The following is a 14,586-nucleotide window of genomic DNA, read 5'->3' as shown; positions in this document are numbered from 1 at the left end:
AGTGAGTCCACAGGCCTGTGGACAACCAACCTAAGGGCGGCGGTGGCGGTTCGCGCTACGACCGGGGGCGGGCGGGCGTACTACGCCAGCTTGCCGGCGGCCTCGGCGCGCAGGTCGCGGCGGAGCTCCTTGGGGAGCGAGAAGACCAGGTGCTCCTCGGCGGTGCGGACGGTCTGCACGTCGGCGTAGCCGCGCTCGGCCAGGAAGGCCAGCACGCCGTCGACCAGGATCTCCGGGACGGAGGCGCCGGAGGTGAGGCCGACGGTCTCGACGCCCTCCAGCCAGGCCTCGTCGATCTCGTCGGCGAAGTCCACCAGGTGGGCGGCCTTGGCGCCGTACTCCAGGCCGACCTCGACCAGGCGGACCGAGTTGGAGGAGTTCTTGGAGCCGACCACGATCAGCAGGTCGGCCTCGGGGGCGAGCTGCTTGACGGCGACCTGGCGGTTCTGGGTGGCGTAGCAGATGTCGTCGCTGGGCGGGCTGACCAGCAGCGGGAAGCGCTTCTTGAGCTCGCCGACGGTGGCCATGGTCTCGTCCACCGAGAGGGTGGTCTGGGAGAGCCAGACGACCTTGGACTCGTCGCGGACCTTGACGTTGGCCACGTCCTCGGCGCCGTCGACCAGGTGGATCCGGTCGGGCGCCTCGCCCATGGTGCCGATGACCTCCTCGTGGCCCTCGTGGCCCACCAGCAGGATGTCGTAGTCCTCGTCGGCGAAGCGGACGGCCTCCTTGTGCACCTTGGTGACCAGGGGGCAGGTGGCGTCGATGGTGGCGAGCTTGCCCTCCTTGGCCTCGTCGTGGACGGAGGGGGCGACGCCGTGGGCGGAGAAGACCACGATCGAGCCCTCGGGGACCTCCTCGGTCTCGTCCACGAAGATCGCGCCCTGCTTCTCCAGGGTCCGCACCACGTACTTGTTGTGGACGATCTCCTTGCGGACGTAGATCGGGGCCCCGTACTGCTCCAGGGCCTTCTCCACGGCGATGACGGCGCGGTCGACGCCCGCGCAGTAGCCCCGGGGGGCGGCGAGCAGGACACGGCGCTGCGCAGAGTTGGACATGCGAACCATGGTACGGGCGTGCGGGGGCCGCGCCGACGGTACCCGGATACCAGAGCAGAACCGGCAAAAGTGTTCAAATCTGAGCATGAGTGAGCAGGCTGAACGGCCGGGCGAGCTGCGCAGGAGCCTCGGCGTCCGGGATCTGATGGTCTACGGGCTGCTGTTCATCGCCCCGATGGCGCCGGTCGGCGTGTTCGGGGTGCTGGACGCCAAGAGCCACGGCGCGGTGGCGGCGGTCTACCTGGCGGCCACCGTGGCCATGGGGTTCACCGCGTACAGCTACGCGCAGATGGTCCGGGCGGTGCCGAGGGCCGGTTCGGTCTTCGCCTACGCCCGGGCCGGGCTCGGGGAGGGCTGGGGCTTCGTGGCCGGCTGGATGGCGATGCTGGACTACCTGCTGATCCCGGCGGTCGCCTACCTCTTCTCCGGGATCGCGCTCAACTCGCTGGTGCCGGAGGTCTCCCGCTGGGTCTGGACGGCGCTCGCGGTGCTGGTCACCACCGCGCTCAACCTGCTCGGGGTGCGGACGGCCGCGGCGGTCGGCCTCGCGGTGCTGGCGCTGGAGCTGGTGGTGCTGGCGGTCTTCGTGGTCTCGGCCGTGGTGGTGCTGGCCCGGGACGGGGCCGAGCGGGACTGGCTGAGCCCGCTGACCGGGATCGGCGGCTTCTCGCTCACGGCGGTGATGGCGGCGGTCAGCGTGGCGGTGCTGTCGTACCTGGGCTTCGACGCGATCGCCTCCTTCGTGGAGGAGGCGTTGGGCGCCTCGGCCGCGGTGGCCAGGGCGGTGCTGTGGTGCCTGGCACTGGCCGGGGTGCTGTTCGTCGCGCAGACCTACCTGGCGGCGCTGCTCAGCCCGGTGACGCCGGATCAGCTCGCCGCCGACCCGGCGGCGCAGGGCTCGGCCTTCTACGACACCGTGGACGCCTCGATCGGGCACTGGCTGCAGACCCTGGTGGCGGCCAGCAAGGCGGTCGGGGCGGCCTTCGCGGCGCTGGCCGGGCAGGCGGCGGCCGGGCGGCTGCTGTTCGCGATGGCCCGGGAGGGGCGGCTCCCCCGGGTGCTGGCGGCCGTCGACCCCCGGACGGCGGTGCCGCAGCGGGCGCTGCTGACCGCGGCCGTGGTGACCCTGGTCGCGGCGGTCTGGGCGGCGAGCCGGGACGACGGGCTGGACCAGCTGACCTCGGTGGTGAACGTCGGCGCGCTCTGCGCCTTCGGCCTGCTGCACGCCTCGGTGATCGGCTGGTACACCGTCAAGGGCTCGTCCCGGGACTGGTTCCGCCACCTGCTGGTGCCGCTGCTGGGCATGGCGGTGATCGGCTGGGTGCTGGTCGAGGCGTCCAGCACCGCGCAGTGGGTCGGGGCGACCTGGTTCGCGGTGGGGCTGGTGGTACTGGTGGTGCAGAGTCCGGCGGTCCGGCGGCGGGGGTGAGCAGGGCTACTTGGAGCCGGCGCTCCAGCTGAGGCCCCAGCCGTAGGCCTGGTCGATCATCTGGTGGTTCGACATCTGCGGGGTGGCCTGGAACCAGCGGCCCTCGCGGTGCACCACCAGGCCCTCGCCGTCGTTCTCCAGCAGGGCGACCACGCAGCTGGTGGCCGGGAAGTCGCAGCCGTCCAGCGGGAGCTCGACCGGCACCCCGGAGGCCGGGAAGAGCGTGGCCAGGCCGTTCAGCCCGTTGAGCGGGCGGCCGTCGAAGGCGAAGGCGAAGACCAGCAGGCGCTGGATCTCGGCGGAGCGGTCGAGGTTGATCCAGAGGTCCTCGCCGGTGGCCACCGCGCCCGTCCGGTCGTCGTTGGCCAGCTGGACGAACGGCGGCTCGTGCAGGCCGCCGAAGCGCTGCCCGATCGCCTGGACGATGCCCGCGCTGCCGTCCCGCAGCTGCCACAGGCAGGCCAGGTCGAGGTCGCGGCCGACCAGCGCGTTGGACCCCTGCGTCGCGTCGCGCAGCTTGGCCAGCCAGCCGCCGGACTTCTTCTGCGGCTGCCCGGCCGGGGCCGCCGGGGCGGCCGCCACCGCCCAGTTGAGGTTCACCCGGAGCAGGCCGCCGGTCGCGCCGTGCTTGCGCAGCGAGAGCTTGGGGGCCTCCTTGGTGAGGGTGATCTTGGAGAAGTTCAGCGGGGCCGGGGCGGGCGGCTGAGCGGGCGGCTGAGCCGGGTACGGGGCCGGGGCCTGGGCCGGCGGGGCCGTGGGCTGAGCCGGCGGGGCCGGGGGCTGAGCCGGCGGGGCCGGGGGCTGAGCCGGCGGGGCCGGGGGCTGAGCCGGGTACGGGGCCGACGGCTGCGGCGGGTACGGGGCAGGGGCCGGGTACGGGGCAGGGGCCGGCTGGGCGGCGGGGGTGCTCACCGGGGCCGGGGCGGGGGCCTCGTCCACCTGGATGCCGTAGTCGGTGGCCAGGCCGGCCAGGCCGGAGTCGTAGCCCTGGCCGACCGCGCGGAACTTCCAGCCCTCGCCGCGGCGGTAGAGCTCGCCGAGCACGAAGGCGGTCTCGGTGCTGGCCCCGGTGTCCTCGAAGCGGACCAGTTCGGCGCCGGTCGCGGCGTCGAACAGGCGCAGGTACAGCCCGGGCAGGGCGCCGAACGGGCCGCCGTCGCTGGAGGCGGCGAGCACCACCGTCTCGACGGCAGGGTCCAGACCGGGCAGACGGACCGTCAGGCCGTCGAGGACGGAGCCGTCCGGGAGCTGCTGCTTGCCGTTGTGGCGGACGGCGCCGGAGAGGTCCTGCGGCTGGTTGTAGAAGACGAAGTCGGCGTCGGAACGGACCCGGCCGCCGGAGAGCAGCAGCGCCGAGGCGTCGGCGTCCGGCACGCCCGGCCCGGCGCGCCACCCCAGCTCGACCCGCACCTCGGCCGCCGCCACCGGCACGTTCGCGCCCTTGGAGATCGCCATCGCCTCGCCACTCCCCGCAGTTGACACCCCGTCGTCCGGCCAGCCTAGGCCCTCCGGGCAGGGGCGACAGTAGTCGAGGGCGCGGGGAACGTACGGGGTGATGCCGGGGGCGCGGGGAACTGCGCGCGGGGGGGAACGGCAGCACGTGCAACTGGCTCGCCTGCCCCGATCTGACGCTGGTCCGCCTTCCGTACTCGCGCAGTTCCTCGCGCCCCCGGCATCACCACCCGGCGTGGGCTGCCGCGTACCGCGGTCGGTGGGCGGGGATAGCCTCGTCGGTATGGCGAACAGCAGCTCACCCGAGGCGCCGATCCCGGTCGGCAAGGTGTCCGCGCTCATCGGCGGCTGGGTGGACCGGCTGGGGGCGGTCTGGGTGGAGGGGCAGATCACCCAGTTGAGCCGCCGGCCCGGCGCCGGGGTGGTGTTCCTGACGCTCCGTGACCCGGACCGGGACGTCTCGCTGACCGTGACCTGCTTCCGGCAGGTCTTCGAGCAGGTGGCCGAGGACGTCCGCGAGGGCTCACGGATCCTGGTGCACGCCAAGCCCGAGTGGTACGTGGCGCGCGGCACCCTCTCGCTGCGGGCGACCGAGATCCGCCTGGTCGGGCTGGGCGAGCTGCTGGCGAGGCTGGAGCACCTGAAGCGGGAGCTGGCCGCCGAGGGCCTGTTCGACGCCGAGCGGAAGAAGCGGCTGCCGTTCCTGCCGCACTGCATCGGCCTGGTGACCGGCCGCGGCTCGGCCGCCGAGCGGGACGTGCTGGAGAACGCGCGCCGCCGCTGGCCGGCCGTCCGCTTCGAGGTGCGCAACGTGCCGGTGCAGGGCGTCAGCGCGGTGGCGCAGGTGACGGCGGCGGTCCGGGAGCTGGACGAGCACCCCGAGGTGGACGTGATCGTGGTGGCCCGGGGCGGCGGCAGCGTGGAGGACCTGCTGCCGTTCTCCGACGAGGGCCTGGTCCGGGCGGTGGCGGCGGCCCGCACGCCGGTGGTGAGCGCGATCGGGCACGAGCCGGACCAGCCGCTGCTGGACTTCGTGGCCGACCTGCGCGCCTCCACCCCGACCGACGCCGCCAAGCGGGTCGTCCCCGACGTGGGCGAGGAGCTGGCGCGGGTGCACCAGCTGCGGGACCGGGCCCGGCGGCACGTCGTCCAGCGGGTCGAGCGCGAGCGGGCGGGGCTGGCCGGGGTGCTCAGCCGCCCGGTGCTGGCCGCCCCGCACCGCCTGGTGGACGGGCCGGCCGAGGAGGTGGCCCAGCTGGTCGGCCGGGCCCGGCGGGTGCTCGGCCACCGGCTGGACGCGGCCGGCTCCGACCTCGGGCACACCCTGGCCCGGGTGGTGGCGCTCTCCCCGCTGGCCACGCTGGAGCGCGGCTACGCGGTGCTCCAACGGGCCGACGGACACGTGGTCACCGACCCGGCGGCGCTGGCGGCCGGCGAGCGGCTGCACGCCCGGGTGGCCGAGGGCGCCTTCGAGGTGACGGTGGATCAGGACTGAGACCGGCCGGGGTCGGCCGCCGACGGCCCGGCCCAACCTCGGTCCGCCACGAAGGCCGGGGCCGTGGCCGAGGCGGGCAGGCCGCGCAGGCCGAGCTGGGCGAGGGCCTTCTCGTACGCCTCCATCGCCTGGTCCTGACGTCCCATCAACCGCCAGAGGTCACCGGCGTTGCGCCAGACCCCGGCGGTGGCCCGGGTGACCGGGAGCTGCCCGAGCCGGCGGACCACCGAGCGCAGTGTCTTCTCGGCCTCGGCCGCCTCACCGGTCTGGAGCTGCGCCCGGGCCAACAGCACCCGCGTCGCGGCGGCCTGCTCCTGGGAGTCGTTGCGCAGCAGGCCGAGCGATCGGTCGGCGTGCACCAGGGCCTGCTCGGGTTCACCGCTGTGCAGCGCCAGTTGGGCGAGCTGGGCCTCACTGCCCGCCTGCTCGGCGGCGGTGCCGACCTCCAGCAAGGCCCGGTGGGTCTCGGCCAACAGCGCCCTGACGCGCTCCAGATCCGGCTCCTCGGAGTCCAACAGCAGGCTGGCGTAGGCGCTCTTCAGCATCGCCTGGTGCCGGGTGTTGTCGGTCTCGGCCAGCAGCATCAGCGCCCGCTCGGTGAGCGTGAGCGCCTCCTTGGTACGCCCCTGGGAGTTGGCGACCAGCGCCGCGTTCCAGTAGACGACACCGCGGGCCACCCGGGAGCCGGTGTTCTCGGCCGCGTTGATCAGCCGGTTGGCGAGCAGGTGGGCCTGCGTCAGGTCACCGCGCTGGTAGTAGCAGCTGATCAGGGTGGAGCCGATCTGCATGTGGTCGTCGGTGATGTCCAGGCCGAGCGTGTCCAGGGTCCGCATGGCCCGCTCGCCGACCTCGACACTGAGCGTCTGGTCCCCGGCGTTCCGGTAGCAGCGGCAGAGCGCGACCGCGAGCTGGGCCCACTCGGCCGAGCCGGGCACCGTACCCGTGTCGTCGAACAGGGCGGTGAGCAACTGGATCGCGGCCTCCAGCCGCCCCATCTTCTCCATCGCCAGCGCCTGCCCGATCCGCGCCCGGCGGAGCATCGCCTCGCCGAGGAACGGCGCGGCGGCCAGCGCCTCGCTGTAGGCCTGGAGCGCCTCGCCGTTGGATCCGTTGCGCATCGCCATGTCGCCGAAGGCGATCTTCAGCTCCAGCTCGTGCACCCTGGCGTCGTCACGCCCGGTCCGCAGGTACTCCGCCGAGCAGCCGACCCGCTCGGCGAGCGCCTGGATCACGGCCTCGGAGGGCACCCGCTTGCCCGTCTCGATCAGCGACACGTAGCTGACCGACAGGTCCGCCGAAGCGAGGTCCTGCTGGTTCAGCCCCTTCTTCTGGCGTAGCTCGCGGAGCCGCTTCCCGATGCCGCTCGCTGCGCTTCGTGCTTGCTCCATGGTTCTCCGGTCGCCTGGTTGTGACCCGAGGGCCAGCCTCTGAGGGAGTGTGCCCGCTTGACTGTCGTTTTTACAGAATCTACCAGCCACAACCAAGAGGATCCGCAGGCTTCGTTAAGTACACCGCGCAGAGTGGAGTCGCCCCGCGAGTTGATTGACAACGTCTGTCACGCGCGATTGACTACCCGAGTCAACAGTAGTCGAGTTCAGCGAAGGCAGCCGAGTAGCCATGCCCAGGATCTTCGTCCCCGCCGCCCTGATCGCCGCCGCCGTCGCCGGCCTGCTGCTGGTCGCCCCCGGGGCCTCCGCAACCCCGCCGGCGGGCTCCGGCACCGAGAGCACGACGGTGGTCAGCCCCTCTCCCTCCCCCACGCCGCTCGACCCGCCGATCTGGTGCTGCTGACCGACCCCGCACCAAGGAGAGGAGCCCACGATGCGCGTCGATCTTCTGACCCGGCAGTACCCCACCAAATCCCACAACGGAGCCGATGCCCACACCACCGGACTGACCAGGGCGCTGCGCCGCCTGGTCGACGTCCGGGTCCGGTGCTTCGACTCCGGGCCGGCCGAGCCCGACACCTACTCCTACCGAGAGCCGGGCGAGCCGAGCGAGAGCTCGGCGTTCCAGTTCCTGAACGCCGGGCTGGGCATGGCGGACGACTGCTTCTCCGCCGACCTGGTGCACAGCCACACCTGGTTCACCAACGCGGCCGGGCACGTGGCCGGCCGGCTGTACGGCATCCCGCACGTGATGACCATGCACAGCCTGGCGGCCTCCCGCGCCGGGGACTCCGAGCTGCCCGACGGCGAGCACGCGCTCTCGGACTGGATGGAGCGCAGCTCCGCCGGGGAGGCGGACGCTCTGATCACCGGCTCGGCCGCGCTCAGGGACGACGTCCTGGCCGCCTACCCCGAGGTGTCGGCGGAGAAGACCCGGGTCATCCGCAGCGGCATCGACACCGAGCTGTGGCGGCCGGACCACGGGACCGCCGCACTGGAGCGGTTCGAGATCGACCCGGAACGCCCGATCGTGCTCTTCGTCGGCCGCCCGACCAGGCGCCGCGGGCTGCCCCACCTGCTCCGCGCCGCCGCGCAGTTCCGGCCGGAGGCACAGCTGGTGCTCTGCTGCGACGGGCCCGGAAATCCGGAGGTCGAGCTCGAAGTCGCCGGTTTGGTGGACGAGTTGACCAGGAGGCGGTCCAGCGTGATCCGGATCGGCGGGGCGGTGACCCAGCCGGTCATGCGTCAACTCATCGCGCAGGCCACGGCATTCGTCCAGCCCTCACTCCGTGAGCCGACCGGCGCGGTCAACCTGAAGGCCATGGCCTGTGGCACCGCCGTGGTGGCGACCGCCGTCGGCGGCGTCCCGGAGTTCGTCGAGCACGGGGACACCGGGCTGCTGATCCGGTACCAGCAGCAGGCCGACGGGACCGGCGACCCGGTCGACCCGGAGCAGCTGGCCGCCGACCTGGCCACCTCGGTCAACACCCTGATCGACGACCCGGAGCTGGCGCGCCGCCTCGGTGCGGCCGGCCGCCGCCGGGCCGCCGACGACTTCTCCTGGGACGAGGCCGCCGACCGCACTCTCGCGGTGTACCGGCAGCTGACCGCCGGCCGCTAGCGCCGTGCCCGGCAGCGGAAACCGGCCACGGGGGCGCGAGCCGACGCGCCTCAGCAGGCCAGCGGCGGTGCGGGGGAAATTATCGGCCAGCCCCGATTGCGGGCGTACTCCACCAGCTCCGGGTCATCTCCGAGAACTCGCGGATTGCCGACCACGCCGAGGATACCGAGGGAATCGGGGTGGTCGGCATAGGCAAAGCAGCACGAGGCGTCCAGGCCGAGTCTTGCCATAGTCTCGACGACCGCCCAGGATTTTCTCTCATCCGATCCTGTGTCAATTGTCAGACAATCTCCGGGGAGCAGCCCGGCGCCTCCGGCGCCCGCCTTCGTGCCCGGCCCGCCCACCAGCAGGATCAGGAGATCGCCCGCAGCCCGGTGGGCTTCCAGTGCCACGCGGGCCGCCTCGAACGACTCCCACGTGCCCAGCACAAGATCGAAAAAGGCGGCACGCCGAACATCTCCCCCCATGCCCCAAGCCCCCGGTTCTGCCGTGCCGTCCCCTGCGACAGTCCGAGATTAGCGCACTGGGTGATCAAGAGCGCACGGTACGTCTTCCATTCCGCCTGGCGGGCGGCCCGGCGATTACCTGATTCGGCATCAGCCCGACATTCACCCCACCGCGCTGAAATTGCTCAAAGTCACCGCTTCTCGACATCCCTCCCTGTGAGCTCGGGAGTCAATCGCCCCGCTCCAAACCGACCGTCCTGATCTGTTTGGCCTCGAGCCGGCCGGGTCACGCACCCACCCAACTGGGCACACATGGGCCCGTCGGCATCGACGCAAAATGTTACTGATAGTCAATCATCGAGTTGACACACCTGCCCGCCCGTCCCCGGCGGGGTGTCAACCGTGACCCGTCGTCAGGAGAGAACGTCTTGTCCCGAGGTTTCGCCGAGTTCCTGCTCGCCCTCCAGAGCGACGGAGCGATGCTGCGCCGCTACTACCGCCAGGACCTGCACAACCTGGTGGCCTGCGCGCGCGGCGAGGGCTTCGACTTCACCCCCGACGAGGCCAGGTCCTCGGTGCTCGCCCTGGAGTCCGCAGTGGCGCTGGGGCGGGAGGGCCAGGGGGTGGACAGCGGCCACGCCCTCTGGCTGGACCGCTGGGGCACCACGCACCTGGAGTACCTGGTCGGCCGGGTGGCCTGGCGGTTCACCGGGCCGGAGCTGCACCACCTGCTGGCCGGCGCGTCCTGACCGGCCGTCAACCCCTCAGCCGCTGCCGGGAGAGCGGGACGGAGTGCTCCGCGAAGCCGAGCTCGCGGTAGAGCCGCTCGCCGTCGACGGTGGCGTGCAGGTCGATCCGGGTGGCCCGGCGGGCGTCGAACCAGTCCAGCAGGGCGGCGGTGCAGGCCCGGGCGTAGCCGCGGCGGCGGTGCTCCGGGTCGGTGGAGATGTTGAAGACGAAGCCGAACAGGCCGTCGGGGTGGCCGGGCGCGGGGAGCCGCTGCTCCAGGGTCCCGACGGCACAGGCGGCCAGCCGGCCCGGGCGGCCGGGGTCGTCCACCACGAAGGCGGGCATGGTGAGCCGATCCGGCGGTGCCGCGAGCCGCTCCCGGAGCACCGCCCCGGTGGCGGCCTCCCACTCCCCCGGCGCCGCGGCGCCGGACATCTCCTCGAACATCAGCCGGCGCAGCCGCACCAGCTCGGCGGCGTCGGCGGGGGTGGCGCTCCGTACGGTGGTCATGCGGCGAAGGCTAGCCGCCCCGGTCGGGACGTGACCGTGAATTGTCCCCCGCTGCGCCTACCCTGACGACATGACAGAGTCTGCGGGGAATAACGGCGACGACGCCCTCGGTTACGAGCAGGCGCGCGATGCTCTCCTTGACGTGGTCCGGCGGCTGGAGGCCGGCGGGGTGCCGCTGGAGGAGTCGCTGGCGCTCTGGGAGCGCGGCGAGGAGCTGGCGAAGGTCTGCCAGCGGTGGCTGGACGGCGCGCGGGCCCGGCTGGACGCGGCGCTGGCCGCCGAGGAGGACGCCGGGGGTGCGGCGGGGGCGTGAGCGGTGGTGCCGACGGGGCCACTGTGAACTCGATGTGACAGAGACCACCAGAGAGTTGCGGAATAGTTTAAGTTTCACCTAACGTTGGACTCGTACGAACGGCGCACGACCGGCTGTTCGCAAGCTTCCGACGTTCCCTTTCCGCATGAGGTGGACTGCAATGACCCTGGTTCTCGACGCCGCCGCTCAGGACCTTCTGTTCCGCGAGGCCCGCACCGCCAACACCTTCACCGACGAGCCGGTCACCGACGAGCAGGTCCAGGCGATCTACGACCTGGTCAAGTACGCGCCGACCTCGATGAACCAGTCGCCGCTGCGCATCGTCCTGGTCCGCTCGGACGAGGCCCGCGCCCGCCTGGTCTCGCACCTCGGTGACGGCAACAAGAAGAAGACCGAGGCCGCCCCGCTGGTCGCCATCCTGGCCGCGGACCACGACTTCCACGACCAGCTGCCGAAGCTCTTCCCGCACTACCCGGCCGCCAAGAGCCACTTCGAGGAGGTCGAGGGCCGCACCGCCTCGGCGCGCTTCAACGCCTCGCTGCAGCTCGCGTACTTCATCATCGGCGTGCGCGCCGCCGGCCTGGCCGCGGGCCCGATGACCGGCTACGACGCCGACGGTCTGAACAAGGACTTCTTCGGCGACGGCAAGCACTCGGTGCTGGCCGTGGTGAACATCGGCAAGCCGGGCGAGGACGCCTGGTTCCCGCGTTCCCCGCGCCTGGAGTACGACGAGGTCGTCACCACCGTCTGACCTCCCGTCAGCGGCTGAAGCAGTAGACGGAGGAGCCCCCGGCCACCAGGCCGGGGGCTCCTCCGTCGTCTCCGACGCGGATCACTTCAGGGTGCGGGCGAAGCCGGTCAGCTCCTCGTAGCTGGCCGTGCCGGCGACCACGGTGGTCGCGCCGCCGGTCCTGAGGACCAGGCCGCGGTAGGACTTGCCCTGGTAGCGCTGCCACTCCTGGCCGTCGACCGGGGCCGTGCCGTCGGGCTTGGCGCCCTCGACCACCTCGGCCACCGCCTTGTCCGGCTCGGCCACCCGCTGCTCCACCGCGATGTACTGGCCGGAGGGGGTGACGAAGCCCAGGTGCCAGGCGGCGCTGCCCTTGGCCCCGCCGTCGTAGCTGACCGAGGTGGCCTTCCAGTCCGCGCCCAGGCCCTCGGGGGCCAGCACCGGGTACGGCGCGACGCGCTTGGCCGAGGCCAGGGTGGAGCGGTAGTCCACCGCCTTGAGCCCGTCGCCCTCCGAGTGCGGGATGAACAGGTAGCCGAAGAAGACCACGACACCGACCGCCAGCATCGACAGGACCATGTCCCGTACCGTCTGCCGGCCTCTCATGCTGCTTTTGCCTGCCACCCCCACATGGTGACCCATGCCCCTCGGACTTCGGACAACCGGGGTGCACTCCGACGGGTGAACCGGGACGGAAGCGGACGGAACACCCGGTCATCGGGGGTGCGCCACAGACAGTCATCTGATGGACGGATACGATCGCAGCACCCTCATCACGGCGTTCGACCAGGCAAGCTCTGTCGGGCGCTCTGGCCGTCGCGTACAGAGAGGTAACGACGATGACCGCCCCGCACAGCAACTTCCCCAGTTCCCTGGTGGTGGCCCCGGAGGCCCCCGACCGCAACCTCGCCCTCGAACTCGTCCGGGTCACCGAGGCCGCCGCGATGGCGGCCGGCCGCTGGGTCGGCCGCGGTGACAAGAACCGCGCCGACGGCGCCGCCGTGAAGGCGATGCGCACCCTGGTCTCCACCGTCTCGATGAACGGCGTGGTCGTCATCGGCGAGGGCGAGAAGGACGAGGCGCCGATGCTCTACAACGGCGAGCGGGTCGGCGACGGCACCGGCGCCGAGTGCGACGTCGCGGTGGACCCGGTGGACGGCACCACGCTGACCGCCAAGGGCATGGCCAACGCGGTGGCGGTGCTGGCGGTGGCCGACCGCGGCACCATGTTCGACCCCAGCGCGGTCTTCTACATGGACAAGCTGGTGGCCGGCCCCGAGGCCGCCGAGTACGTCGACATCACCGCGCCGGTGGCCGTCAACATCCGCCGCGTCGCCAAGGCCAAGGGCACCGCGGTCGAGGACGTCACCGTGATGGTGCTGGACCGCCCGCGCCACGACACCCTGGTCCGGGAGATCCGCGAGGCGGGCGCCCGGATCAAGTTCATCTCCGACGGCGACGTGGCGGGCGCGATCATGACCGCCCGCGAGGGCACCGGCGTCGACCTGCTGATGGGCGTCGGCGGCACCCCCGAGGGGATCATCGCGGCCTGCGCCATGAAGTGCATGGGCGGTGTGATCCAGGGCAAGCTCTGGCCCAAGGACGACGCCGAGCGCCAGCGCGCCCTGGACGCCGGCCACGACCTGGACCGGATCCTCACCACCGACGACCTGGTCAGCGGCGAGAACGTCTTCTTCGTCGCCACCGGCATCACCGACGGCGAGCTGCTGCGCGGCGTGCACTACCGCTCCGAGACCGCCACCACCAGCTCGCTGGTGATGCGCTCCAAGAGCGGCACCATCCGGGAGATCCACTCCACCCACAAGCTGTCCAAGCTGCGGGCCTACAGCGCGATCGACTTCGACCGGGCCAACTGAGCACCGGGCGCCGAAGGGCGGCGGCGGCCGGGCGCTCCCCGGCGGCCGCCGCCCTGACGGGCGGTCAGCCCGCTATCCGGCGGGCAGCCGGGATCCGGCGCTCGGTGTCCCGGCGGCGGCGACGGGCCAGCACCACCCGGCGCTCGGCCGCCGTCAGCCCGCCCCAGACCCCGTACGGCTCCGGCTGGTTGAGGGCGTGCTCGCGGCACTCCAGCAGTACCGGGCAGCGGGCGCAGACCTGCTTGGCCTGCTCCTCCCGGGAGAGCCGGGCCGCCGTGGGCTCCTTGGACGGGGCGAAGAACAGCCCCGCCTCGTCCCGGCGGCAGGCCGCACCGGTGTGCCAGGGGTTGTCGTCCTGGGAGTCGAGCCGCTGCACCACCACCACGGGGGAAGAGGCGGCGTGGGCCGCCACGGAGACGGCTCGGGGGCTGGACTCGATCGGATGCAGCACGGCTTACTCCTGACGAGGCTCAAGACTCGGGGAAAAGGGCTCCCTGCCCGGCTGCCCCGCAGCGACCCCGCGCGCGCGTCGGGTCGAACCTCAGCCGCCCCCGGGGTCACAGCCGTACAAGAAACGATGTGCGTCTGGAACTACCCCGCCGTAACCCGGTTCATGCACACCGCATGCGCATGACTACGGACTGCACTCGCCCCGGCGCCGGGTGCCGACCCCACGGGTGACGCCCCGTCGGCCCGGCCCCGGCCAACTGCCTTGCTCAGCCTTCGAGTTGCTTGCGCACCCACTCCTTGAGCTTCTTGCCGCGACGCGGCTTGGCGCTGCACCCGCCGAAGATCGCCGCGCCCTTGACCCGGACCACCGGGGCGTACGGGTCGGCCACGGTCTGCTCCTTGACGTCGAAGCCGCCGAACAGGCCGAGGCCGCTGCCGTGCAGCGAGACGTTCTCCGGGACCTTGACGTCCACCCCGCCGAACATCGCGAAGACCTCGATCTCCACCTCGGGGGACTCGAAGACCGCGTCGGTGAGGTCGATGTCCACCCCTCCGAAGAGCGCCACGGCCCGCAGGTGCGAACCCACCCGCCAGCGGCCCTTGCGGGCCGCCCCGCCGAAGATCGCCACCACGGTGGGCGCCTCGGCCCGGGCCGGTAGCACCGGCGGGCGGTCGGCGGCGGGCTGCGGCTTGGCCACCGAGACCGGCGTGCCGGGGGCCGGCAGGTCCCGGGTGAGCGGCGCCAGGTCGCCCAGGGTCTTCGCCCCGTAGGCGAGTTCGATCCGCTCGGAGTGCTCCTCGACGGTCAGCCGGCCCTCGGCGTAGGCGTCCCGGAGCAGCTCGGCGACCCGCTCGCGGTCGGCGTCGGAGGCGCGCAGCTCGGCCTCGGTGACGGGCGCTTGGGCAGGGACGGAGGCGGGCGCGGCGTCCACCGGACGCTTGGTCAGATCGGCCTTGGACGGCTCGGAGTTCTCCACCCTCCAAGCCTAGTCACCGGAGGTCTGTTCGAACCGGCCTTATGACCAAGTCGTAGTGACTCCCGTCACGCAGGCTCACCTGCGCGCACCCCTTCCTCCGGGGGCACCTAA

General features: G+C 72.4%; 16 protein-coding genes. 8 read left to right on the top strand and 8 right to left on the bottom strand.

The features are described 5' to 3' along the window. Positions 1–80: 80 nt before the first annotated feature. Positions 81–1,058, bottom strand: coding sequence for a 4-hydroxy-3-methylbut-2-enyl diphosphate reductase (locus tag ABD946_RS10075; protein ID WP_380149420.1), 978 nt, complete (start codon positions 1,056–1,058; stop codon positions 81–83). Between the two features lie 85 nt (positions 1,059–1,143). On the opposite strand from ABD946_RS10075, the gene ABD946_RS10070 reads away from it, so the two are divergent. Next, complete coding sequence (locus ABD946_RS10070) at positions 1,144–2,487, top strand: APC family permease (protein WP_345282114.1); 1,344 nt, start codon at positions 1,144–1,146, stop codon at positions 2,485–2,487. Positions 2,488–2,493: 6 nt separating this feature from the next. Here ABD946_RS10070 and ABD946_RS10065 read toward each other — a convergent pair whose 3' ends face one another. Beyond that, positions 2,494–3,942 carry a TerD family protein gene (locus ABD946_RS10065; RefSeq protein WP_345282112.1) on the bottom strand — a complete coding sequence of 483 codons (1,449 nt, stop codon included), beginning with the start codon at positions 3,940–3,942 and terminating at the stop codon, positions 2,494–2,496. A gap of 280 nt (positions 3,943–4,222) precedes the next feature. On the opposite strand from ABD946_RS10065, the gene xseA reads away from it, so the two are divergent. Further along, on the top strand, positions 4,223–5,434 hold the full coding sequence (gene xseA / locus ABD946_RS10060) for an exodeoxyribonuclease VII large subunit (protein ID WP_345282110.1): 1,212 nt from the start codon (positions 4,223–4,225) through the stop codon (positions 5,432–5,434). On the opposite strand, the gene ABD946_RS10055 is transcribed toward xseA, so the two are convergent. Beyond that, entirely contained in the window at positions 5,425–6,822 is a 1,398-nt protein-coding gene (locus ABD946_RS10055) for a helix-turn-helix domain-containing protein (protein ID WP_345282109.1), read from the bottom strand. The two genes, xseA and ABD946_RS10055, sit on opposite strands and share 10 nt — an antisense overlap. Before the next feature lie 229 nt (positions 6,823–7,051). On the opposite strand from ABD946_RS10055, the gene ABD946_RS10050 reads away from it, so the two are divergent. Together ABD946_RS10050 and ABD946_RS10045 are read left to right on the top strand one after the other, a co-directional pair. Continuing rightward, positions 7,052–7,225 (top strand): hypothetical protein, encoded by a 174-nt coding sequence (locus ABD946_RS10050; protein ID WP_345282107.1) that lies wholly within the window; start codon positions 7,052–7,054, stop codon positions 7,223–7,225. A gap of 30 nt (positions 7,226–7,255) precedes the next feature. Next, positions 7,256–8,443 carry a glycosyltransferase family 4 protein gene (locus ABD946_RS10045; protein WP_345282106.1) on the top strand — a complete coding sequence of 396 codons (1,188 nt, stop codon included), beginning with the start codon at positions 7,256–7,258 and terminating at the stop codon, positions 8,441–8,443. A 50-nt stretch (positions 8,444–8,493) separates the two neighbouring features. Here ABD946_RS10045 and ABD946_RS10040 read toward each other — a convergent pair whose 3' ends face one another. Further along, complete coding sequence (locus ABD946_RS10040; RefSeq protein ID WP_345282104.1) at positions 8,494–8,835, bottom strand: HAD family hydrolase; 342 nt, start codon at positions 8,833–8,835, stop codon at positions 8,494–8,496. Positions 8,836–9,317: 482 nt separating this feature from the next. Here ABD946_RS10040 and ABD946_RS10035 point away from each other — a divergent pair, with 482 nt between their 5' ends. Next, complete coding sequence (locus ABD946_RS10035; protein ID WP_345282103.1) at positions 9,318–9,638, top strand: hypothetical protein; 321 nt, start codon at positions 9,318–9,320, stop codon at positions 9,636–9,638. Between the two features lie 7 nt (positions 9,639–9,645). On the opposite strand, the gene ABD946_RS10030 is transcribed toward ABD946_RS10035, so the two are convergent. Then, positions 9,646–10,128: a GNAT family N-acetyltransferase gene (locus tag ABD946_RS10030; protein WP_345282101.1), complete on the bottom strand. Its 483-nt coding sequence runs from the start codon at positions 10,126–10,128 to the stop codon at positions 9,646–9,648. Between the two features lie 70 nt (positions 10,129–10,198). On the opposite strand from ABD946_RS10030, the gene ABD946_RS10025 reads away from it, so the two are divergent. After that, positions 10,199–10,441, top strand: a complete 243-nt coding sequence (locus ABD946_RS10025) for an exodeoxyribonuclease VII small subunit (protein WP_345282100.1) — start codon at positions 10,199–10,201, stop codon at positions 10,439–10,441. Positions 10,442–10,601: 160 nt separating this feature from the next. Continuing rightward, positions 10,602–11,192, top strand: coding sequence for a malonic semialdehyde reductase (locus tag ABD946_RS10020; protein ID WP_345282098.1), 591 nt, complete (start codon positions 10,602–10,604; stop codon positions 11,190–11,192). 81 nt (positions 11,193–11,273) lie between these two features. On the opposite strand, the gene ABD946_RS10015 is transcribed toward ABD946_RS10020, so the two are convergent. After that, positions 11,274–11,777, bottom strand: coding sequence for a DUF4245 domain-containing protein (locus ABD946_RS10015; RefSeq protein ID WP_345282097.1), 504 nt, complete (start codon positions 11,775–11,777; stop codon positions 11,274–11,276). A 233-nt stretch (positions 11,778–12,010) separates the two neighbouring features. Between ABD946_RS10015 and glpX the strand changes: the two genes are divergently transcribed. After that, positions 12,011–13,048, top strand: coding sequence for a class II fructose-bisphosphatase (gene glpX, locus ABD946_RS10010; protein WP_345282095.1), 1,038 nt, complete (start codon positions 12,011–12,013; stop codon positions 13,046–13,048). 64 nt (positions 13,049–13,112) lie between these two features. Here the strand turns inward: glpX and ABD946_RS10005 are convergent, their stop codons facing one another. Then, positions 13,113–13,460, bottom strand: a complete 348-nt coding sequence (locus ABD946_RS10005; RefSeq protein ID WP_380149457.1) for a WhiB family transcriptional regulator — start codon at positions 13,458–13,460, stop codon at positions 13,113–13,115. Between the two features lie 304 nt (positions 13,461–13,764). Then, on the bottom strand, positions 13,765–14,475 hold the full coding sequence (locus tag ABD946_RS10000) for a DUF1707 SHOCT-like domain-containing protein (RefSeq protein ID WP_345282093.1): 711 nt from the start codon (positions 14,473–14,475) through the stop codon (positions 13,765–13,767). Positions 14,476–14,586: the final 111 nt, after the last annotated feature.

The sequence above is a fragment of the Kitasatospora albolonga genome, assembly GCF_039535905.1.
Taxonomy (GTDB): domain Bacteria; phylum Actinomycetota; class Actinomycetes; order Streptomycetales; family Streptomycetaceae; genus Kitasatospora; species Kitasatospora albolonga.
This window is presented reverse-complemented; position numbering and strand designations above follow the sequence as displayed.